Annotated in this window: 20 protein-coding genes and 1 tRNA gene; 18 read left to right on the forward strand and 3 right to left on the reverse strand. The window is 45.6% G+C overall.

Features of this window, described 5'->3' with window-relative positions; all coding sequences use genetic code 11:
* Positions 1 to 110 precede the first annotated feature (110 nt).
* From hfq to ICN34_RS08390, 8 genes are all read left to right on the forward strand, one after another.
* Complete coding sequence (gene hfq / locus ICN34_RS08355; RefSeq protein WP_072582173.1) at positions 111 to 362, forward strand: RNA chaperone Hfq; 252 nt, start codon at positions 111 to 113, stop codon at positions 360 to 362.
* Complete coding sequence (gene hflX, locus ICN34_RS08360; RefSeq protein ID WP_255538617.1) at positions 355 to 1596, forward strand: GTPase HflX; 1242 nt, start codon at positions 355 to 357, stop codon at positions 1594 to 1596. Before hfq ends, hflX begins: the two co-directional genes overlap by 8 nt.
* Positions 1586 to 3106, forward strand: a complete 1521-nt coding sequence (hflK, locus tag ICN34_RS08365; protein ID WP_216121950.1) for an FtsH protease activity modulator HflK — start codon at positions 1586 to 1588, stop codon at positions 3104 to 3106. The genes hflX and hflK overlap by 11 nt, the downstream gene beginning before the upstream one ends.
* Positions 3106 to 3975: a protease modulator HflC gene (hflC, locus tag ICN34_RS08370; RefSeq protein ID WP_216121952.1), complete on the forward strand. Its 870-nt coding sequence runs from the start codon at positions 3106 to 3108 to the stop codon at positions 3973 to 3975. Before hflK ends, hflC begins: the two co-directional genes overlap by 1 nt.
* Positions 3976 to 3995: 20 nt before the next feature.
* On the forward strand, positions 3996 to 5159 hold the full coding sequence (locus tag ICN34_RS08375; protein WP_216121954.1) for an ATP phosphoribosyltransferase regulatory subunit: 1164 nt from the start codon (positions 3996 to 3998) through the stop codon (positions 5157 to 5159).
* Between the two features lie 82 nt (positions 5160 to 5241).
* Positions 5242 to 6582: an adenylosuccinate synthase gene (locus ICN34_RS08380; protein WP_216121956.1), complete on the forward strand. Its 1341-nt coding sequence runs from the start codon at positions 5242 to 5244 to the stop codon at positions 6580 to 6582.
* An 87-nt stretch (positions 6583 to 6669) separates the two neighbouring features.
* On the forward strand, positions 6670 to 8886 hold the full coding sequence (locus ICN34_RS08385; RefSeq protein WP_216121958.1) for a malate synthase G: 2217 nt from the start codon (positions 6670 to 6672) through the stop codon (positions 8884 to 8886).
* Between the two features lie 70 nt (positions 8887 to 8956).
* Complete coding sequence (locus ICN34_RS08390; protein ID WP_072582180.1) at positions 8957 to 9445, forward strand: hypothetical protein; 489 nt, start codon at positions 8957 to 8959, stop codon at positions 9443 to 9445.
* Positions 9446 to 9538: 93 nt separating this feature from the next.
* Here ICN34_RS08390 and ICN34_RS08395 read toward each other — a convergent pair whose 3' ends face one another.
* Positions 9539 to 10036 carry a hypothetical protein gene (locus ICN34_RS08395; RefSeq protein ID WP_237767708.1) on the reverse strand — a complete coding sequence of 166 codons (498 nt, stop codon included), beginning with the start codon at positions 10034 to 10036 and terminating at the stop codon, positions 9539 to 9541.
* A 118-nt stretch (positions 10037 to 10154) separates the two neighbouring features.
* Here ICN34_RS08395 and ICN34_RS08400 point away from each other — a divergent pair, with 118 nt between their 5' ends.
* The 4 genes from ICN34_RS08400 to ICN34_RS08415 are packed head-to-tail and all read left to right on the forward strand — an operon-like array spanning position 10155 to position 13420.
* Positions 10155 to 11375, forward strand: coding sequence for an MFS transporter (locus ICN34_RS08400; RefSeq protein ID WP_255538615.1), 1221 nt, complete (start codon positions 10155 to 10157; stop codon positions 11373 to 11375).
* 25 nt (positions 11376 to 11400) lie between these two features.
* Positions 11401 to 12087 (forward strand): dienelactone hydrolase family protein, encoded by a 687-nt coding sequence (locus ICN34_RS08405; RefSeq protein WP_216121962.1) that lies wholly within the window; start codon positions 11401 to 11403, stop codon positions 12085 to 12087.
* A 5-nt stretch (positions 12088 to 12092) separates the two neighbouring features.
* Positions 12093 to 12902: a DUF4239 domain-containing protein gene (locus ICN34_RS08410; RefSeq protein WP_216121964.1), complete on the forward strand. Its 810-nt coding sequence runs from the start codon at positions 12093 to 12095 to the stop codon at positions 12900 to 12902.
* 17 nt (positions 12903 to 12919) lie between these two features.
* Positions 12920 to 13420, forward strand: coding sequence for a hypothetical protein (locus tag ICN34_RS08415; protein ID WP_216121966.1), 501 nt, complete (start codon positions 12920 to 12922; stop codon positions 13418 to 13420).
* On the opposite strand, the gene ICN34_RS08420 is transcribed toward ICN34_RS08415, so the two are convergent.
* On the reverse strand, positions 13406 to 14761 hold the full coding sequence (locus ICN34_RS08420) for an APC family permease (protein WP_216121968.1): 1356 nt from the start codon (positions 14759 to 14761) through the stop codon (positions 13406 to 13408). The genes ICN34_RS08415 and ICN34_RS08420 overlap by 15 nt on opposite strands.
* Positions 14762 to 14906: 145 nt before the next feature.
* On the opposite strand from ICN34_RS08420, the gene ICN34_RS08425 reads away from it, so the two are divergent.
* Positions 14907 to 16607, forward strand: a complete 1701-nt coding sequence (locus ICN34_RS08425; RefSeq protein ID WP_216121971.1) for an amidohydrolase — start codon at positions 14907 to 14909, stop codon at positions 16605 to 16607.
* Between the two features lie 116 nt (positions 16608 to 16723).
* On the opposite strand, the gene ICN34_RS08430 is transcribed toward ICN34_RS08425, so the two are convergent.
* Positions 16724 to 16810: transfer RNA gene (locus ICN34_RS08430), tRNA-Leu, on the reverse strand.
* 157 nt (positions 16811 to 16967) lie between these two features.
* On the opposite strand from ICN34_RS08430, the gene rnr reads away from it, so the two are divergent.
* From rnr to ICN34_RS08455, 5 genes are all read left to right on the forward strand, one after another.
* Positions 16968 to 19352, forward strand: coding sequence for a ribonuclease R (gene rnr / locus ICN34_RS08435; RefSeq protein ID WP_216121973.1), 2385 nt, complete (start codon positions 16968 to 16970; stop codon positions 19350 to 19352).
* A 34-nt stretch (positions 19353 to 19386) separates the two neighbouring features.
* On the forward strand, positions 19387 to 20142 hold the full coding sequence (rlmB, locus tag ICN34_RS08440; protein WP_216121975.1) for a 23S rRNA (guanosine(2251)-2'-O)-methyltransferase RlmB: 756 nt from the start codon (positions 19387 to 19389) through the stop codon (positions 20140 to 20142).
* A gap of 15 nt (positions 20143 to 20157) precedes the next feature.
* Entirely contained in the window at positions 20158 to 20343 is a 186-nt protein-coding gene (locus ICN34_RS08445; protein ID WP_072582189.1) for a DUF2892 domain-containing protein, read from the forward strand.
* 460 nt (positions 20344 to 20803) lie between these two features.
* Positions 20804 to 21541, forward strand: a complete 738-nt coding sequence (locus ICN34_RS08450) for a hypothetical protein (protein WP_216121977.1) — start codon at positions 20804 to 20806, stop codon at positions 21539 to 21541.
* A gap of 10 nt (positions 21542 to 21551) precedes the next feature.
* On the forward strand, positions 21552 to 22304 hold the full coding sequence (locus tag ICN34_RS08455; RefSeq protein WP_216121979.1) for a hypothetical protein: 753 nt from the start codon (positions 21552 to 21554) through the stop codon (positions 22302 to 22304).
* Positions 22305 to 22588: the final 284 nt, after the last annotated feature.

The following is a 22588-nucleotide window of genomic DNA, read 5'->3' on the forward strand; positions in this document are numbered from 1 at the left end:
GTCATTGGTTCTAGTAGTTTGTATTTAGAAATGCGCAGTAAAAATTGATAGTTAATAAAAAAAGCAAGACTCCCAAAAAAGTAGTTACCAAAAGATAATTAAGGAGCAGTATGAGCAATAGCAACCCTAACAAAATTCAATTACTTCAGGATCCATTCCTCAATGCTTTACGCAAAGAACATGTTCCTGTTTCGATCTATCTAGTCAATGGCATTAAGTTGCAAGGCAATATTGAGTCATTTGACCAATATGTTGTGCTCTTGCGCAACACGGTGACACAGATGGTTTACAAACACGCAATCTCTACGATCGTTCCTGCTCGTGCGATTGATTTCCGTTTAGAAGAAGCTAGCCCTGTATAAAACCGGAGTAGATGCTGCACGCGCTGTTCTAGTTGGCGTAGACACAGGGCGTGAAGACTTTGCAGATAGCATGGCCGAGCTCAGCCTGTTGGCTGATAGCGCAGGCTCCATTCCCGCAGCCACTGTTATTGCCCGCAAGGGAAGGACTGACCCCGCTTTGTTTATCGGCTCAGGTAAGGCGAATGAGCTCAAGCGGGTGATGGAAGAGCAGGGCGCAGAACTTGCGATCTTCAATCATCCCCTCTCTCCAACTCAGCAACGCAATTTAGAGCGCCACATTGGTTTTCATGTGATGGACCGCACTGGTTTGATTTTGGATATCTTTAGTCAAAGAGCACAAAGTCATATTGGTAAGACCCAAGTTGAACTTGCGCAAGTGCGTTATCGGATGTCTCGTTTGGTCAGAGCCTGGAGTCACTTAGAGCGACAGCGTGGCGGTATTGGTGTGCGCGGTGGTCCTGGCGAAACTCAGATGGAGTTGGATCGCCGGATGTTGGCTACCAAAGCGAAACGCTTGGAAAATGAGTTGGAAAAACTCCAGCGCCAACAAAGAACGCAAAGAAGAGCTCGAAATCGCAAAGATGTGTTCTCAGTTTCTTTGGTTGGATATACCAATGCTGGTAAATCGACTTTGTTTAATGCCCTAACCAAAGCAGGGACTTACGCGGCTGACCAGCTTTTTGCCACTTTAGATACCACCTCTAGAAAGGTCCATTTGGACGGAGTTGGGTCAATTGTGGTCTCTGATACCGTGGGATTTATCCGAGATTTACCCCACCAGTTGGTGGAGGCCTTTAGGGCAACTTTGGATGAAACTATCCATGCCGACCTCATATTGCATGTTATTGATGCCTGTAGCCCGGTCGCTAGGGAGCAAAAGGCCGAAGTAGAGGCTGTTTTGGAGGAAATTGGCGCTGATGACATCCCTCGGATCGAGGTGATGAATAAGATCGACCAGATGCCTCAAACCTTCACCCGCGGGGCTGTTTTAGAGCGTGATGGGCAGGGCTTTCCAAGCCAGGTTTTCCTGTCAGCCAAGACGGGCTTAGGCCTTGATTTACTTCGCTCAGCCCTGGCCGAATGCTCTCAAATGACTGATAGAATAAGGGTCGAGCACAACCGTGCCAAGAAGCAATTGGCCCCGGATGAGTTTTTAGAACCTTTACCTGAACGACCAGAAACTTCTGAATTTAATCCGATTGCCAACCGAAGCTATTTATCTAATGACGCGTAAATTTCTAGACCTTTTTTCGGTGAATGATCCAGGTTGGGGCAATAGCCACAATTCAGGTGGATCCAAAGATGTCAAAGATGGGCAGGCAGAAGGTCAAGCTCCAAAAGCGGATCCAGAAACTAACCAGCCAGTAGATGCAAAACCAACAAATCCTGTAACTAAGCCCGATGGCCCACCAGACTTGGATGAGTTGTGGCGTGATTTCAATGACAGAATTGCCGGTATCTTTGGTGGTAAGAAGAAGCCTGGGGTAACAAGTAACCCCGCTAGCAAGCCAGCGAATAAACCAAGCAGCACTGATATTCCTCCGCCTTCACAGCGCGGCAATGGCGGTGGCAATGGTGGTATCAGCGCCCCTAACTTTAATTTCAGCAATCCATTTGGCTCTAAGGCAAGCTTTCTGATTGCAGGAGCAGTTGTCTTCTTTATGTGGGTTTGCAGTGGCTTCTTCATTATTCAAGAAGGTCAAGCCGGCGTTATTCTTACTTTTGGTAAGTACGATTACACCGCCAAGCCAGGTATTAACTGGCGTATGCCTTGGCCGATTCAGTCTGAAGAGACGGTGAACCTATCTGGTGTGCGTTCAGTTGAAGTAGGGCGCCCTGTTTTGATTAAGGCCACCAATCAAAAAGATTCTTCAATGCTTACTGAAGATGAAAATATCATCGACGTACGCTTTGCTGTGCAATACCGCTTAAAGGACCCTACGGATTATTTATTTAATAACCGCGATCCCGATGCAGCGGTAGTGCAAGCTGCTGAAACAGCTGTGCGTGAAATCGTTGCTCGTAGCAAGATGGATACCGTCTTGTATGAGGGTCGTGAAAAGATTGGCATTGATTTAGCCAACTCTATTCAGAAGATTTTGGACAGCTACAAAACGGGCATTTATGTAACTAGCGTGACCGTGCAAAATGTTCAACCGCCAGAGCAAGTTCAGGCTGCATTTGATGATGCCGTGAAAGCAGGGCAGGACCAAGAGCGACTCAAGAGTGAAGGTCAAGCCTATGCTAATGACATCATTCCGCGCGCCAAAGGTACAGCAGCTCGCCTGATTCAAGAGGCCGAGGGTTATAAAGCTCGGGTAGTAGCTACCGCCGAGGGCGATGCCACACGTTTTAAACAAATTTTGGTTGAATACTCTAAGGCGCCTCAAGTGACTCGTGATCGCATGTATATCGATAGCATGCGCGAGATGTACAACAACGTTACTAAGATCTTGGTTGACACTACCAAGAGCAATAGCCTGCTATATCTCCCGCTCGATAAGATCGTCGCGCAAGTCAGTGCGGAAAGCGCTCAAGCAGCTAATACACAAACAAGCTCATCGGGAGCAAGCACTCCAACTGGTAGTGTTACTGTGGGTGGTGCAACTGGTACAAATACAAACCCAAACACTATCAGCTCGTCCCCTTCCTCTGTTTCTACCTCCGCTCCTGTAGCGCCAGTAACGAATAGCACTGCAGATAAACGTGATGGCCTCCGTAGTCGCGATAGGGAGTCCAGATAATGAATGCAAATCGTTTAATTGCAGCCGGTATTGGCTTTATTGCGCTGATCTATGTTTTGTCTTCTAGTGTTTTTGTTGTGGATCAACGTAATTTTGCTGTGGTGTTTTCATTCGGGCAGATTGTTCGCGTGATTGAACAGCCCGGAATTCAGGTGAAGCTTCCAGCCCCTTTTGAAAGTGTTCGCTTCTTTGATCGTCGCATTTTGACGATTGATAATCCAGAAGCAGAGCGCTTCATAACCGCTGAAAAGAAAAACTTATTAGTAGATTCTTATGTGAAATGGCGCATTGTCGATCCACGTAAGTTCTTTATTAGCTTCAAAGGTGATGAGCGCTTGGCGCAAGATCGCTTGACCCAGTTAGTTCGTTCGGCTCTAAATGAAGAGTTCACTAAGCGCACTGTTCGTGAGTTGATTTCTGATCAGCGCGAAGAAGTGATGCAAGGTATTCGTAAGAAGGTTGCTGATGATGCATCTGATATCGGCGTGGAAATTGTCGATGTTCGCTTAAAGCGTGTTGACCTCTTGGCAGAAATTAGCGATTCTGTTTATCGCCGTATGGAAGCAGAGCGTAAGCGTGTTGCCAATGAGTTGCGCTCTATGGGCGCTGCAGAGTCTGACAAGATTCGCGCAAATGCAGAGCGTCAACGTGACACCATCTTGGCGGAAGCCTATCGCGATGCCCAAAAAATTAAGGGAGCAGGGGATGCGAAAGCTACTGCACTCTATGCGGAAGCATTCGGGCGTGATCCTCAGTTTGCCCAGTTCTATCAAAGCCTAGAAGCCTATAGAAGCTCTTTCAAGGATAAGAAAGACATCATGGTGGTAGAGCCGAATGGCGAGTTCTTTAAGTTCTTGCACAAAAAATAAGAAAGCAAATAGTTCACATCATGAATCGCTGGTTACTTCCCGAAGATATTGCAGATGTTTTGCCTGCCGAGGCTCGCAAGGTTGAGTCTTTGCGTCGTGCCGTCTTGGACTTGTATCAGTCTTATGGCTATGAATTGGTTGCCCCTCCCATTCTGGAGTTCTTAGACTCCTTATTGACTGGTACTGGCTCCGATCTCAACCTACAAACATTCAAGTTGGTAGATCAGCTATCTGGTCGTACATTGGGCCTGCGTGCTGATATCACTCCGCAAGTGGCTCGCATTGATGCGCACCTATTAAATCGCGATGGCGTTACTCGTCTTTGCTATGCCGGCTCTGTTGCGCACGCTCGCACTCCGGTTGGTAGCTCAGCTCGCGAAGAATTACAGCTCGGTGCAGAGATTTACGGTTGTGCAACTTGGGAAGCCGATCTTGAGGCGATTACCTTATTGCTAAAAACACTTTCTGTTGCTGGAATCAAGAAGGTGTATCTAGATTTGTCGCACGCTGGCATTCTGGCGGGGATCTTGGATGGTCAGAATCTTAATAAAGAAACGATTGAAGCGTTGTATGGCTTGCTTCAAAGCAAGGACCGTCCTCGCTTAAGTCAATGGGCGGCTTGCTTGCCTGCAAATGTTGCTCAAGCGCTGATGGCGTTGACTGAATTAAATGGCCCTTGTCCTGAAGTTTTAGCAAATGCCAAGAAAGTATTGCCTAAGCATGCGGCGATTGACCAGGCTTTGGCAGATCTTGAGCGTTTGGCTTGTGCTGCAGCGAAGATGTCTAGTCATTTGGAACTCAGTATTGATCTGGCCGATTTGCGTGGCTATCAGTATCACAGCGGTGTGATGTTTGCCGCTTATGTTGACCAATTCCCACAACCAATCGCAAGAGGCGGTCGCTATGACCATGTTGGCCAAGCTTTTGGTCGTCCACGTCCTGCAACGGGCTTTTCTTTAGACCTATTAACTTTAGCCAATTTATCGCCGTTAAGTACGCGCAAGTTGGCCATCTTGGCCCCTTGGATTGAAGATGCAGAGTTAAGTGCGGTTATCGAAACTCTCAGAAGCAAGGGTGAAGTGGTGATACAGATTCCAGCAGGCACGTCATTAGAGGCTGCTGAATATGAATGTGATCGAGAGTTAGTTAAGCAAGGTAACTCTTGGGAAGTAAATAAGAAGTAAATAAAAAGTACCGCAGAAACAAAGCAATACATTTGGCATTAAGCAGTTAACTTATTTTGTAATTATCTTTTTGGATTTCACTATGTCTTCAAAGCAGCAAACTAAAGGTCGTAACGTAGTTGTCATTGGCACCCAGTGGGGTGATGAAGGCAAAGGTAAGGTGGTTGATTGGTTAACTGATCATGCGCAAGCAGTGGTCCGCTTCCAGGGTGGTCACAATGCAGGTCATACCCTCATCATTGGCGACAAGAAGACTATTCTGCGTTTGATTCCTTCTGGAATCATGCATAAAAATGTAATTTGCTATATTGGTAATGGCGTTGTGCTCTCACCAGAGGCGCTCTTCAAAGAAATTGGCGAACTTGAATCAGCTGGCTTAGATGTGCAATCTCGCTTGAAGATTTCAGAAGCAACAACATTGATCCTTCCTTATCACGTAGCGATTGACCATGCACGTGAGAAGAAGCGTGGCGAGGCCAAGATTGGTACTACTGGTCGCGGTATTGGGCCGGCTTATGAAGACAAAGTAGCACGCCGGGCATTGCGCGTTCAAGATTTGTTCTACCCAGAAAAATTTGCAGAGCAGTTACGTGAGAACTTGGAATATCACAATTTCATGCTCACGAATTACTATGGTGCTGAGCCAGTGAACTACGAGAAGACATTGGCTGAAGCGATGTCTTATGCTGAACGCCTGAAGCCAATGGTGGTCGATGTTTCTAGCGCTTTATATGCTGCTGAGCAATCTGGACAGAATTTGTTATTCGAAGGTGCGCAGGGAACGTTACTAGATATCGATCACGGCACTTATCCGTATGTCACTTCCAGTAACTGTGTAGCAGGTAACGCCGCTGCTGGTTCAGGTGTTGGACCAGATTCATTGCAATACATATTGGGCATCACCAAAGCCTATTGCACACGCGTTGGTGCTGGGCCATTTCCAAGTGAACTCTACGATCATGACAATCCCGCTAAGCAAGATCCAGTTGGTGTTCGTTTGGCTGAAGTTGGTAAAGAATTTGGTTCTGTTACTGGACGACCACGCCGAACTGGCTGGTTAGATGCTGCTGCATTGAAGCGCTCCATTCAGATTAACGGTCTATCTGGTCTCTGCATTACTAAACTGGATGTTCTCGACGGTTTCGAAACAATTCGTTTATGTGTTGGCTATAACTTGGATGGTCAGAAGTTAGATGTATTGCCACGCGGCGCAGAATCTGTTGCCCGTTGCCAGCCAATTTATGAGGACTTCCCTGGTTGGAAGGGGACGACTTTCGGTATTCGTGAGTGGAACAAGCTTCCGATCGAGGCACAAAACTTCCTGCGCCGTATTGAGGAAGTTGCAGGTAAGCCAATCGCTATGGTGTCTACTGGCCCAGAGCGCGATGAAACCATTCTCCTCCAGCATCCTTTTCAGGATTAATGGAAAATATTCCAAAACTGACTAATTAACTGATTCATTAATTTAACTAACCCTATTTATTAACTTTTTGCTTAAGAAGATAACAACATGACTGCGCGTACTACCTGCAATAGCCTTCAAGTGGCAACCCCTTTATATCGATTCATCGAAGACAAAGTACTTCCTGGTACCGGCATTAAGAGTGCTGATTTTTGGAAGGGTTTTGATGAGATCGTTAAAGACTTAACTCCTAAAAATGATGCATTGCTTGCCAAGCGTGATCGCATTCAGTTGGATTTGGATAAATGGCACCAAGCCAATCCAGGCCCAATCAAAGATATGCCTGCATACCGCAAGTTTTTGAAAGAGATTGATTACTTAGTTGATGTCCCAGGAAAAATTACGGCCACCACCAAGAATGTAGATGATGAGTTGGCACTTCAGGCCGGCCCTCAATTAGTGGTTCCGGTATTGAATGCACGTTATGCCTTAAATGCTGCCAATGCACGTTGGGGTTCTTTGTATGATGCTCTTTACGGTACTGATGTTTTATCCGAAGAAGATGGTGCTACTAAGACTGGTGCATACAACCCCATTCGTGGCGCAAAAGTGGTTGCTTATGCCCGTAACTTCTTGGACCAAGCCGCACCATTGGCTAAAGGTTCACACCGTGATTCAGTGGCTTACACAGTAGACGGTAATAAGTTGTCCATCAAGTTAAAAGACGGCACCTCTACTAGTTTGGCTGACGAGAAGCAGTTCGTTGGCTACCAAGGTGATGCAGCTGCTCCAAGCTCCATCTTGCTCCGCAATAACGGTGTCCATATTGATATTGAAATCAACAAGAGCAAAACGATTGGTGCAAGTGATCCTGCTGGCATCAATGACGTAGTTCTTGAGGCAGCGCTTTCTACAATCTTGGACTTGGAAGACTCTATTGCAGCAGTAGACGGCGATGACAAAGTTCTTGCCTATGAAAACTGGTTGGGAATTCTGAAGGGTACATTAGTTGAGGAAGTGAAGAAGGGCGACAAGACAATTACACGCACTCTTAACCCAGATCGTAAGTACAAAGCTGGTATCGGCGCTGTTGACGCAAAAGATGGCATCGTTACATTGCATGGCCGTTCACTCTTGTTCCTTCGTAACGTTGGCCATTTAATGACAAACCCAGCCATCATTACCGGTGAAGGCAAAGAGATCTACGAAGGTATCTTAGATGCAGTAGTAACAGTATTGATTGCCTTGTATGACATCAATCGTCCAGCAAGCCAAGAGATCGGTAATACTCGCAAGGGTTCTGTATACATCGTGAAGCCAAAAATGCACAGCCCAGAAGAAGTGGCTTTTGCAGGCGAGCTCTTTGGGCGTGTTGAGAAATTACTCGGCTTACCAGCAGATACGGTGAAACTGGGCATCATGGATGAAGAGCGTCGTATGAGTGCGAATATCAAAGCAGCTATTGCTGCTGCTGGTGCGCGCGTAGCCTTCATCAATACTGGCTTTCTAGATCGTACTGGTGATGAAATGCACACAGCAATGTATGCGGGTCCAATGATGCGCAAAGGTGATATGAAAACCAGCAAGTGGTTATCCGCTTACGAGCGTCGTAACGTATTTGCAGGATTAGATTGTGGCTTGCGTGGCCGTGCTCAAATTGGTAAAGGTATGTGGGCAATGCCAGACATGATGAAGGCCATGGTTGAGCAGAAGATTGTTCACCCTAAAGCGGGTGCAAATACCGCTTGGGTACCATCACCAACGGCAGCAACCTTACATGCGCTTCACTATCATCAAGTAAACGTAGCTGAACTCCAAAAAGAAATGGAAAAGCTCGATACAGCGGCTGAAGCTGAAGCGTTAATTAACGACTTGTTGACTATTCCAGTGGTTGAGAATGCTAACTGGTCTAAGGAAGAGATTCAGCAAGAATTAGATAACAACTGCCAAGGTATCTTGGGTTATGTGGTTCGCTGGATTGATCAAGGTGTTGGTTGCTCTAAGGTTCCTGATATTCATAACGTAGGCTTGATGGAAGATCGTGCTACCTTACGTATCTCTAGCCAGCACATCGCTAACTGGTTGCTCAATGGTATTGTGACTGCTGATCAGGTCAACGAGAGCTTGCAACGTATGGCTAAAGTGGTTGATGGTCAAAATGCTGGTGATTCTTTGTATCAGCCAATGATGCCTAACTACCAAGATTCATATGCCTATAAAGCGGCGAGTGACCTGATTTTCAAAGGACTTGAGCAGCCTAATGGCTACACAGAACCTTTGTTGCATGCATGGCGCCTAGAGGTAAAGAAGGCACACGCTAAGTAATTTAGCCGACGCTTTAAGTCAAAATGGATTTGCCCATAAAGCAAATCCATTTTTTATTGGGTACAGTCAAATGTTTGGATTTCTAAACCCCTTCTCTAGATCTTCCCAGTTTCCATTTCAATTGAATGATGGTGGCAGGGAGGCGGCTGGCTTTAAAGGCGGCGCAGGAGATTGCGTTGTGAGATCCATTGCGATTGCCGCAAGCCTGCCTTATATGCAGGTCTATGAGGATTTAAGACTGGCAAATGAGAGTTACGCCCAGCTGAAAAATGACCGCCTTGCTAAAAGGCTTAATGTCAAAGGTTCATCTCCTAGGAACGGGAATCATCGCAATGTCTTTCATGACTACATTATTAGTCTGGGTTTTCGATGGGTGCCTACGATGGAAATAGGTGCTGGCTGCAAGGTTCACCTAAGGTTAGGCGAGCTTCCTGCAGGGGTCTTAATTGTGAAGGTCTCAAAGCATCTGACTGCTGTGGTGAATGGGATAATTTACGATACGCATGACCCCTCAAGAGGTGGAAATCGATGTGTTTATGGTTACTATATCAAGCCTTAAGGTGGTTTCTTAACTTCTGAAAAATGCGAATTTTGCGCTTAAAGAGCATAAATTAACCCTAAAAATGACTGTTTTTCGGGTTTTTATTTAAAGTTATTTATAACGTCTTAAATACTTTAGATTCCAAGCCTGTCTGTAGATGCCTGTCATTCCAATCATTGTAGAGGTGGTCCAGGCAATTGAAAAAAGGCCCGAAAAGGCAATAAAGAAGGCCATCGTTTTCCAGCCATAAGGAAGAATGTCGGATATAAAACCCACAGTCGTATAGCAGCTGCCAGCAAACAGAATGGCATTTACCCCGCTAGGGATTAGATCCAACCAAAAGAGCATGGCAGCCCAAATGAAGATCTCGCAAATATGAATCAAGGCAATAATAATGAAGGCTACGTAGAAGTGAAAAAAGATCCGATCATATTGATTGCGATCTAGATTTGCCTTAGTAATGCGCTCAAAACGCATGACCATGTGATTCAAGCCGCTGCCATGGAATATCAATATCAGTATTAAGCCTGTTACCCCAACAAAGAGGTCCATAAAAACAAAGGTAAGCGAGACGGCTGTTGTAGTGGCTGGTAAAACTGGCAAGGCCATAATTTCCATTCAGAAATAGGTTAGTAGGCAATATAGCCATAATCCTACCCCAAAGCAGATCCGTGCGCTAGAGAGGATAATGCTCTCTTGTCCCCTAATTTGCACTGTTGAGTCTACTTTGAGTTTAGTTCGCACCCCTCAGCAAGAGAGATTCTTTTTGCTTGCCTTGGCTGGCATTCAATTCACGCATATCCTCGATTTTATGATCATGATGCCGCTTGGGCCTCAGTTCATTGCAGCGCTTTCCATTAATACGCATCAATTTGGATTGTTGCTATCCTCCTATACTTTTGCTGCAGCAATTGCTGGCGTATTTGCAACCTACTATATAGATCGCTTTGAGCGCAGACAGCTGTTATTGGGTTTGTATGTCTGCTTCATTATTGCCACCGTGGTGTGTGGCTTTGCGCCAAATTATCATGCGTTATTTATTGCTCGCGCATGCGCTGGTGCCTTTGGCGGAATCTTGGGATCATTAGTGCAAACTATTGTGGCGGATGCCATTCCGTTCGAGCGGAGAGGCAAAGCTTTGGGAACGGTCATGGCCGCTTTCTCGGTTTCAACTGTTGCAGGTGTTCCATTAAGTTTATTTTTGGCAAACCATATCACCTCACTGGGTTGGCGTGCGCCATTTATGTTTATTGGTCTGATATCTACCCTGATTCTTTATCTGGCATATCGCAATATCCCGAAAATTTCTGGCCACTTGCATCACGTTCATGAGGGTAGCCGCTTCCAGCAAATCTACGAAGTCTTTGTTGCCCATCGTCATCTACGCGCCTTTCTGTTTGTGGGGCTAATTATGCTGACTGGATTTACTGTCATTCCTTATATTGCTCTCTATCTCACCGCTAACGTTGGGATCGAAAATTCCTACATTTCCCTGATCTATCTTTGTGGTGGTTTGGCGACTTTGATGAGCTCTAGATTTATTGGACACATGGCGGATAAATATGGCAAGGTCAAAGTATTTCGCATACTAGCCATCATTAGTTTGATACCGATCTTAGTAACAACCAATTTAATACCGGTTCCTTTATGGGTGGTACTTGTTAATCAGACCGCCTTCTTTGTCTTGATTTCTGGTCGAATGATTCCGGCCATGGCTATTGTGAGCCAAATGGTAGAGCCCAAAATTCGGGGAACCTTTATGAGCTTAATTGGCTCAGTTCAGATGTTAGCTTCCGGCATAGCGTCAGTAGTAGCGGGCCTAGTGGTCACAATTACAACTAATGGCAGGATGGAGCATTACAACCTAGTTGGTTATGGGGCTGCCATTTGTGGCTTGCTCACTTTTTGGGTTGTGGGATATATTCATGCTGATGCGAAAAAAGCGTAAGAACTAAAGAACATAAGGAGACCTCATGATTGAATTTAAAAGACCCGATGGACAGGCGGTAAAGGGTTACTTGGCTGAGCCAGTTGATAAAGCAACTGCTCCTGGCGTGGTCGTTATTCAGGAGTGGTGGGGTCTTGATGATGAGGTAAAAGCGGTTGCTGATCGCCTTGCTAAAGCAGGGTATCGTGCATTAGTTCCGGATTTATATCGTGGCAAGTTGGCGATTGAGGCTAATGAAGCTGAGCACCTAATGGGCGACCTGAACTTTGGTGATGCGGCTGGTCAAGATATTCGGGGTGCAGTTCAGTACTTAAAAGCTACTGGTAGCGCAAAGGTAGCAGTAACAGGATTTTGTATGGGCGGTGCGCTGACCATTTTAGCTGCTTGCAATGTGCCGGAGCTCGATGCTTCTATAGTTTGGTACGGCAATCCTCCTTTGGAGTATGTCAATGCGGATGCTATTAGCAAGCCGATGTTAGGCCACTGGGCTATGCATGATGAGTTCTTTCCAATTGCTGGTGTCGACAAGCTAGAGCAAAAGCTAAAACAAGCGGGCGTGGATTATGAATTTCACCGCTACGATACCAAGCATGCCTTTGCAAACCCTAAATCGGATGCGCGGGGATTGGCTCCACTAAAGTACAACGCAGAAGCAGCGCAGTTAGCCTGGGAGCGTACGCTTCATTTTCTACAAAAAAATATTAGTAGCTAGGCCTTATGAATACTCCTTCCAAAGAAAGTCTATTCTTTAACTGGATATACAGAAGAAGTAATATCCAAATTCTGATATTGCTGATTATCTTTTTTGTTACTTTGCTCGATGTGATGCCGCGTGCATTGCAACACATCCCGATCTTTGCGCCCACACAAGATAGCACCCGATTGGGTTTGGGTCTTTTTGGATCCATCATCACGCTTAGCGGATTATTGATTGGTTTTTTACTCAATCAAGCACAAAGCAATTTTCGCGAGGTGCAAACACTGGTGTCTCAAGAGGCTGGACGTATAAATAACTTAGATCGTCTACTCACGCGATTTGGTGATCCATCTATAGCGCCTATACGTGTTGAGCTATTTGACTATATGAACTCGATTGTGAATGACGAGTGGGCTCTATTGCAAAAGGGTGAGGGCAGCTCTAAGACGCACATGTTGTGGCGCGGAATTTCTAGACAATTGATGTCAATTGAACCCCAAACCAATCGTCAAACAGCAATGTATACAGATATCATTAAAAAATCTGAAGAGGTTGCTGAGGGCAGGGAGGCGCGTATCGAACGTGCCAATATCCGTTTACCGGACTTATTTTGGATAGTCATTTTGATCTGTATGTTTGCCTTGATGGGCATTAATACTCTCTTCTTGCCCTCAGATTCATTCTTCTTGGGATTGAAGATCTTGCCTATCACCATGGGTGCGCTGATATCTTTGTTGGTGATAACCGATCAGCCGTTTAAGGGTCAGAATTCAGTACAGCCCGACTCTTTCTATAAAATTATCGAATCTATTAAAACTCGTAAAGAGTAATATTTTCCTGAATCAATATGCACTTATTTTCTGAAAATCTTGCCGTAGAAATTTCTTCCTATTACCGTAATTTAGCTTTGGGACATGGTGTTGTTCCAAAGGTATTTACTTTGGTAAATAGTGAGGGAGATCAATACCTATTCTTTATTGATGACCTCCCCGTGAAGAGTGACGATGAGCAGAATCAATTTCTTTCGTATATTGTCCAAGCACATGAGGCCGTTTGCTATGCCCGCGGGACCTTGGTCATTGTTGAAAAGAATCAACAATTTATTGAGTTTGCAGTCATTGATCGGGATGATGTGGAGGCGATTGTCTGCTCAGCCCAGCTCACTAGGGATATGGATGATAAGCCGATATCCTTGGGTGAGTTTGATAAGACTTTGGTGAAGAAAGGCTCCATTATCTTTGGCGGCCTTTTTGAGCTGATTCAGCTTTCAGAAGACAAGACTGAAGATTTTGAAAGCCTGTGGGTAGAGATGAAGTCTAAAATCTTGCATCGCTCAATGGGGCTTTAATTTCTTCCTCAGAAATTTACGAGAAGTTGCTTCAATTGCAAAAGATCCGATTAGGGCGATCACTAGAGCAATTGCACTATTTGGCGCAGTCTCGATCACATTGATAAATAGGGTGGTAAACAAACTCAGGTTAATGATGATTGCGGCCCAGAGTGGCCATAGTTTTGCGCCAGTTTGTTTGCGTACTCGAATGTGTCCGTAAGTAATAGCGGCATACACCAATAAAAAGGCAAGACTCGCCATTTTGCCCACAACATCTAGCGGAAATGCCAAGACCAAAGCAATCACTAAGAATGCAGACACGGTTAAGGCACGAAACTCTGTTTTTAAGACCGAGTCACCTAAGGCCTTGGAGACAGAATTCTTGTGCGCCATATCAGCTGCAATATTGGATGCAGCAAAGATGGTAGCGTTGAGTGCGGCTGCGCAGGCCAGAAGGGCGGAGGCACCAATCACAACAAAGCCTGCTTTCCCAGATACGATTTGAGCTGCATCGGCCAATACGTGGCCGTTGTAAGTTGCCATTTGAGCGGGTGAAAGTAGCAGTATCACTGCGGTACTAACTAGTACATAAGCAATCGTTACTAAAATCAGTGCTGAGAACATGGCAAGAGGCAGCTCTTTTTGGGGCTCTCGCATGGCGTTGGAAGAGTTAGTCACAACCCCAAAGCCTTGGTAGTTGATATACAAGATACCGGTAGCAATCGCAATGCCATTGAGAGACCAGCCGGAAAACTGAAATATGCCAACATTGGCTACATGAATGCCTTCAACAGAAAACAGTAGCAGGGCAATTGTGACAAAGCCAATCGCTAGCATTTCTGCCTTGCCAACTATGTTGGTACCCAATAAGTTAATGCCGGTACAAAGAATGACAATAACGGCGCCAACGATCTTTACTTCAAGGGGGTCTAAGTTTCCACCCAGTAAAGTGTTTGCGTATTCTGAGAAGCCGGCAGCATAAAGAGCGGCTGCAATGAGATAGGCAATGTATTGGAATATATTCAGGCCGCCAGAAATGACCCCAGGACCAAAGCTCATCACAGTGAATGTGGCAGCCCCTCCACTACTGGGAAAGGTGGCGCCTAATTTGGCATAAGAGTAGACCGAAAATGAGGCAGCTAAAGCCCCAAGCAAAAAAGCTAGGGGAATATGCGACCCTGCATGAGCACTAGCGGTTCCCAGAAGGGAAAACAACCCAGCACCCATCATGCCGCCGATACCCAGAGCGGTGGCTGAAAAAAGGCTAATGCCTTGGGTTTTCTTGCTCGAGCTTTTAAGTAAAGTCGGATTTGGCTGGCAGGTCAATTTGTATTTTCTGAATGCGTAAAGCTGGGACAAGTTCCCTATATTAAAGGTTGTGGCGAATAAAGGCTATTTGGCATTCCAATAAAGCACTGGGATTGAGATAGTCTGCATAGCCAATTTTCAGTCTTTGCGCTGTTAGAATTCACAAGAAACACCCCCTAAATCCCAAGGTTAAATAATGCGCCATTTAAATCAAATTACCTTTACAGCCATGTGCTTGATTGCACAATCAGCCATCGCAAGTGGAAATGCGGATGCTATTTTCTATGGTGGCGATATTGTCACTATGAATAAAGCCCAACCCACAGCTGAGGCTGTAGCAATTCAGGGTGGAAAAATCATTCAGGTTGGCTCTTTATCCAAAGTGAAGACCCTGCAAGGAAAAGATACCAAGCTCATTAACTTAAATGGTCAAACATTAATGCCTGGTTTGGTTGAGCCTCATGTGCATATTTTTGGTACGGCATTTTCAGAAGAGCTGTGGCAGAACATGTCTAACTTTGAGATGCCGCATGACACCTTGGATAGTTTGGTTGCAAAACTGAAAACGTCTAGCAAGAATGTTAAGGATGGGGAGTGGATTACCGCATTCGGAGTGGATCCATCTAGGACAGAGCCATTCATGTCTGAATTGACGGCCGATATCTTGGATAAGGTATCCACTACAAAGCCAATTTTTGTCATGAACCAAAGTATGCATATTGCTTATGTTAATCACAAGGCTTTGGAGCTTGCGGGTCTAACTGACTCTAGTCCAAATCCAAAGGGTGGCCAGTTGCTAAAAGATAGTAAGGGGCATTTAACAGGAGTGATTTATGAGGTGCCAGCCTTTTATTTGTTTTTAAGCAAGATGCCTGTTCCAAATCAAGAAATGATTGAGCAAGCCGTTCAAAAGGTTGGCCAGAAAATGGTGAGGAAGGGCGTCACTACTTCAGCAGAAATTACTGTTGGGGGATACCTTGGCGTAGATAAAGAATATGCTTTATTAGACTCAATGACCCACAGCGGTAAGCTTCCTGTTCGCGTGCGGGGTTATATGTATGCAGGTGCTTATCCACTGACTAACAATAGCTATAAGCCAGGTCAGGGTGATGACGTCTTTAAGGTTATTGGGGTGAAAATTGTGGCGGATGGCTCAGATCAAGGCTTAACAGGTGCAATGACAAAGCCATATGCATATCCTGCAGGAACCACAAATACCGGTACTCTCAACTTTACTGAGCAAGAGCTCTATGATCTTGCCAAGCCAAGATTTGATCAAGGCTGGCAAATCTCTGTGCATTCCAATGGTGATAAATCGATTGAGCAGACTCTCAATGTTTTTCAGAAGTTGGTTACCAAACCAGGCGATGCTAAAACTAGATTAAGAATTGAGCATTTCACCGTTCCCACTCAGGCACAAATTGCAAAAGCAGCAAAGCTAGGCGTTGTTCCTGGCTTCACTATTGGCCATACAGATTATTGGGGTGAAGCATTTCATGATCATCTGCTTGGACCTGAGAGGGCTAATCGAATTGATGCGAGCGCAAGTTTGATTAAGAACGGTATGCATTTTGCCTACCATAGCGACTCCCCAGTTTCCTCTATTCATCCATTAAAGTATGCCTCGGAAGGTGCTTCACGACTTTGGCAGGTTGCCCCGCAAAAAGTATTAAATGCAGATGAAAAAGTATCTATAAATAATGCTTTAAAGGCGATCACTATTGATGCTGCTTATCAGCTAAAGATGGATGACAAGATTGGCTCAGTAGAAGCGGGCAAGTACGCAGACTTTGCCATCGTGGATAAAAATCCAATGAAAACTGATGCCTATAAGATTAGAGATATTGAAGTAAATGAAACGTGGGTAAATGGTCAGCAGGTATTTAAGAAAAACTAAAGATAGTGAACCCTAGATTTGAAGCCGCCTTCGGGCGGTTTTTCTTTGGACGCTTGGAATCTGAGTCTATTGAAAAAGGGTACTTTAGGCCCCATATAGGACTTTGTAGGTGTATTTGGTGCCCAGGAAGGGACTCGAACCCCCACAACCTTACGATCGCCAGCACCTGAAGCTGGTGCGTCTACCAATTTCGCCACCTGGGCATACCCTTATTATAGGGGGATGGGCGTTTTGAGGTCATTTCTACCCCTATTTGGCTTTTCCCCTTCAGACTTGGTGGTTTGATACAGTAGCCTTATTCATAACAAAAATAGATATCACTAGATATATAGACAGGGCATGTATTGCCGAAGGAATTAAATGCGTAAAGCAAAAGACTTGTTGCCACGTGAGGCTGACCGCTTAGGAACAGTTCAAGGGCACCGAGATGGATTTGGATTTGTCATTCCCGATGATGGTGGTGAAGATATCTTTCTATCGGAAAGAGAAATGTCACGCGTCATGCATGGCGACAGAGTCAATGTCAGAGTATTAGGAACGGATCGACGCGGTCGCCCAGAAGGGCAAATTGTCGAGGTAGTTCTGCACGCCAATAAAGTAGTGATCGGTCGTCTCTTAAATGAAAACGGTGTTTTGATTGTTGCGCCGGAAGATAAGCGTATTGGTCATGACATTTTGATCCCGCCAAAAGGTCAGGGGCAGGCCAAGTTAGGTCAGGTTGTTAGTGTTGAAATTATTGATTACCCAGATAGTTATCGTCAGGCAGTTGGACGTGTAGTTGAAGTATTGGGCGAAATTGACGATCCCGGTATGGAAATCGAAATCGCTGTGCGTAAGTACGGTGTACCCCATGAATTTTCTGCTGCTGCCATGAAAGAGGCTGCAGCATTACCAGATACAGTTCAGCAATCCGATCTAGAAGGCCGTGTTGATTTACGTGATGTGCCTTTGGTCACTATTGACGGAGCTGATGCACGAGACTTTGACGATGCCGTTTACTGCGAGCCCGTTATGTACGGCCAGACTAAGGCTTGGCGCCTGATTGTGGCGATTGCAGATGTGTCTCATTATGTGAAGCCAGGTCAGCCGTTGGATGACGAGGGCTTATTACGAGCTACCTCAGTCTACTTCCCAAGGCGCGTTATCCCAATGCTGCCTGAGAAGATCTCAAATGGTCTTTGCTCGCTCAATCCGGGTGTAGACCGACTGTGCATGGTGTGTGATTCTGTTGTGGATAACAACGGTATAGTTTTGGCTTACCAGTTTTATCCAGCAGTAATGCATTCGGCGCAGCGTTTTACTTACGATACTGTTTGGGAAATTCTCTCCAATAGCAAGGGTCCAGAGGCAACACGCTTTGCGCAGTTCCGCCCATTGCTCGGCAATCTTTATTCTCTTTATAAGATTCTGTTGGCTGCCCGTGAGAAGCGGGGAGCTATTGAGTTTGAAACAACCGAGACGCAAATTATTAGCAATGAGCTTGGCAAGATACTTCGTATTGAGCCACGCCTTCGCAATGATGCGCATCGCTTGATTGAAGAGTGTATGTTGACTGCCAACGTTTGTGCGGCCGATTTCATTGATAAGAATAAACACCTCAGCCTCTATCGTGTGCATGGCGAGCCATCAGAAGAGAAGTTGGTGACATTGCGCCAAGTCCTGAGAACCTCAGGCCTGTCATTAGGGGGTGGTGAAAAGCCGAAGCCACGTGATTACGCAAAATTGATGCGTGAAATTAAAGAGCGACCTGACGCCAATATGCTGCAGTCAGTGGTGTTGCGCTCCATGCAGCAGGCAATGTATCAACCGGATAACGAAGGCCATTTTGGCTTGGCTTATCCAGCGTATTCCCATTTCACAAGCCCAATCCGCCGTTATCCTGATTTGCTGACGCATCGAGTGATCAAGTCGATCCTCCAGAAAAAACCATATGTACCTGTATTGCCACCTTTGGTGCCGCTCAATTTAACTTTGCCGCGTAAGGGTAAAGGCCGTGAGAATGCAGTCAATGCCAAGAAATCCCAAAGCGATGCCAAGGCCGGAGTCGCTAAAGGCGCTAAGCCACCTAAGGGCGCAAATGCAGCATTGCCAATCTGGGGTCAATTGGGCGTTCATTGCTCATCAAACGAGCGTCGTGCCGATGAGGCATCACGCGATGTAGAGGCTTGGCTCAAGTGTTACTTCATGCGCGATCATCTGGGTCAGGAGTATGCCGGTACAGTCACTGGGGTTGCGAACTTTGGACTGTTTATTCAGCTAGAGAATCTTTTTGTTGAAGGCATGATTCATGTCACTGAGCTTGGTGGAGATTACTTCCAATATGACGAGGCACGCCAAGAATTGCGTGGAGAGCGTACCGGTATTCGCTATCGCTTAGGTGATCGTTTACATGTATTGGTCAGTCGGGTTGACTTGGATGCGCGCAAGATTGAATTTAGTCTCGTCAAATCAGTTGGCGCAGAGCCAGGCGGCTCCTCTAATCGCCGTCAATTGCTATTGGCAACGGATACTGGCAGGCCCAATAAAAAGGCCGCTCCTCAAAGGGGCCGCTCCGATAATAAGACCCCGCAAAAGCCGAGCGGTATTAATGTCAATGCAGCTAAATCTGCTGGCACTCTAGGTGCCAACCAGTCTAAGAGCAAGGCTACCCGTAAGAGTGCTAAATCCGCCAAGCCAGGTAGGTCAGTCGGTAAGCCTGCAGGTAGCAAGCCTCCTGTTCGCAGTACTAAAGCGCGCCGCAAATAAAGATTAATTAGAACAATAAGATCAAGAAAAAAAGATGAAGCAAATATTAGTAGGTTTTCATGCAGTGCAAGCGCGTTTACGGGTTGACCCAGATAGCTTGAAGTCTGTGTACTTTGACTCCGGTCGTCGCGATAGACGCATGGGAGATTTTTTAAAGCAAGCAGAAGAAATTCTCGGCGAGCGTTTGCACGCAGCCGATGCAGAACGTCTACATAAGTTGACAGGCCATGATCGCCACCAAGGTGTTGTTGCCTTGGCTGAAAAAATGACTGTGGCACGTACTGTTACTGAAGTTGTTGAAGATGCTGAGAGTGCTCATAAAAAGCCATTATTTCTGGTTTTGGATGGCATTACCGATCCCCATAACTTTGGTGCTTGCTTGCGTGTAGCTGATGGTGCGGGCGTAGATGCTGTAGTAGTTCCTAAAGATCGCTCTGCATCGGTTAATGCCACCGTTAGCAAGGTCTCTAGTGGTGCATCAGAAGTGATGCCAGTCATTACGGTGACTAACCTCGTACGTAGTATGAAAGAAATGCAGGAAGCGGGTGTTTGGTTGATTGGTACCGATGACGAAGCCACAAAATCGATCTATGACATTGATCTCACAGGTCCTATTGGAATCGTGATGGGCGCTGAAGGCGAGGGAATGCGTCGCCTCACAAAAGAAACCTGTGATGAGTTAGTCCGCATCCCTATGCAGGGGGTTGTATCCAGCTTGAATGTATCTGTTGCAAGTGGCGTATGCTTATATGAGGCATTAAGACAGCGCCTAGCTAAAGCTGCCAAGTAAAACGAAAGGCTTCTTATGAAATGCAATATCGGACATACTGATCGCGTTCTACGAATGACTGTCGGCATCACGCTGATGGGCTTGGCTGGTTTTGGTATTACTGGTCCATGGGCTTGGATTGGCGTCATTCCCCTCATCACAGGAATGATTGGTAACTGCCCAGCTTATTCAATACTAGGTATTAATACTGCCAAGAAGTAAGTAGTAGTCTTGTTTACTGCCAAAATTGTTACCAAAGCCATCCTGTGGGATGGCTTTTCTTTTAGTGCTGATGGTCGGCTTTCGGCCAAGCTTTAAATCTCAAAACAGCCATTGAGGCACTCATTGACCCTTTATAACCTTCAACAAAATAGGTTGTATCTATTTGGTCATTAAAAGAGTAAGGTGTGGCTAGGTCAAGGCTAACAACTGTTAGGGCGCTTGATTTTCTTAACCCTACGTAACAGTCGTCCTCTCTAGCGAATTAGAGCAGGTCTCACCCCTCCAGAACTAGTTTATTAAATAACTGCTGCTAATGCACTTCATTAGCCAGCGATTCTTCGTGGGCTTCTATTAAACATCCTAGCTGCAGCTATAGCAGGCAAGATGCAATCCTTATTAGTTATGTTAATTAAAGTGTCCAGTTGATGGCCGCTCTATGGGCGCAAGTTGCGCTTAAAAAATGGAGAGATTTATCCGCTTACTTTTTTTACTTATTTTGGCCTTATTTATTACATCGGCATCAGGCCAGACATCCAACGACGTCAACTCTACGGGAGCTGGCGCAACCAATACTTTAGTTGGCGGCGGGCAATCTAATTTGTTGGGTAGCAATATTGGCACCCAACAAAATTCGACTAATGTGACTGGTGGGTATGGCAACGTGAATAGCAATAATCCGGGAACTACCACGGCAAAAGTTTACTCAGTTCCTACTATGTATGCTCCGGGCTTAACAGCTGCCGGTAGCGATGTCTGTCTTGGCTCTGTATCTGCATCCGGATCGATCTTGGGGTTAGGGCTTGCAGGCGGCGGCACTTATGTGGACGACAACTGTGTCTTATTAAAGAATAGTCAGAGGATGGCAGCCTTGGGTTTTGGTAATGCGGCTGTAGTGATGATGCTGCAAAACAAGGATATTGAAAAAGCCATTAGAACTTCAAGTCCATCAGTTTATCTACAAGTATCTAAAGATCGGCTAGCTAACTTGCAAGCTGAGTTTGATGATGCAAAAGAGATGGGCGAATCAACCGTTGATCTTGAAGAAAAACTCATCAAGGCCAATAAAGAAGTGCGCATCATGGCCAGGAGAGTACAAACCTCACCCGGTTTACCGGAGAAGGCGGTCGAAATTGCGCCAACAACATCAGGTGGTAAAGCTAAAACGGCCAATGACCCTAGAGAAATATTGAATCCTTAAGAAAGTACCAATGAAAAAAATCCTTGTAGCCTCGCTACTTACAATTTCAGCTCTCGCATTTGCAGCGCCACCAACCGCATTTACCTTTGTGGCGCCAGCTTCAGTAGCTGTTGTACCAGCATTAACCAACTTGCTTGGTGTAGTCAATGCATTTAAAGCTGTAGGAACAGCGTTTGCTTTAGCTGATCCCGTAGCAACTGGCTTATTAGATCAAGCTGCCATCAATTTAACGCTTTCTGTTGATATTAAAAATATCGATACCTTAGCCATTAACTCTCCAGTCTATAGCAGCACTACTGGGCAAATTACCTGGGTCAATAACTTTGCAACTTCAGTTGCATCTTCAAATGCTTGGGTTCAAACGGATATTGCTGGCTACGATACGGCTGCTAAAGCATTTCGTGATGCTGGTGGCGCATACGCGGTAACCGCAATCATGACTGGCGGATCTGGTGTAAATAAGCTGCTGTCGGCAATTGATGGCACAACACGAACGGTCAATGGCGCCAGCTATATTCCCGATAGTTCATTCAATACTCTAGTTACAAGTTTTAATACAGACTTAACAGTAACTCAAAAAATAGCTGACCTGGGAACGGCAGCCACTGCTTTAACTGCTATTCAAGCCCAAGGGTCTGCTATGGATATTGCTGGGGCGGTAGCTGTCACCACTTTAAATACTTTGGTTTTGCCTGCAGCTGGTAAGAATTCGGCTTCGTACACCACTCTTAATTCACTATTGCTTTACAACGGTTTGCAGTAAACAGTGATTGCTTACCAAGGTCTGCTTAGGGTCGAGGCTGTGTAAAAACCCAAAATACTTCCATTGATTTAGATTTAAAGCGTGTACACGGGTTTTGGCCTTAAATCAAACGCTTCTGGTTGAGCCAACAATTCTGTTTTGGTAATTTGTGATTTTTTAGTAACGCCTCGTAGAGGCGTTACTCAGGCCTGTTTATTACGGATTGAGTAAGGCTTTCGCCTTATGTCGCCATCGCCTTCATTAGATTGCTGCTACCCATGATGTTCATCACTCGTTTAAGGTTG

It is taken from the genome of Polynucleobacter sp. Tro8-14-1 (genome assembly GCF_018881655.1).
In the GTDB taxonomy this organism is placed as follows: domain Bacteria; phylum Pseudomonadota; class Gammaproteobacteria; order Burkholderiales; family Burkholderiaceae; genus Polynucleobacter.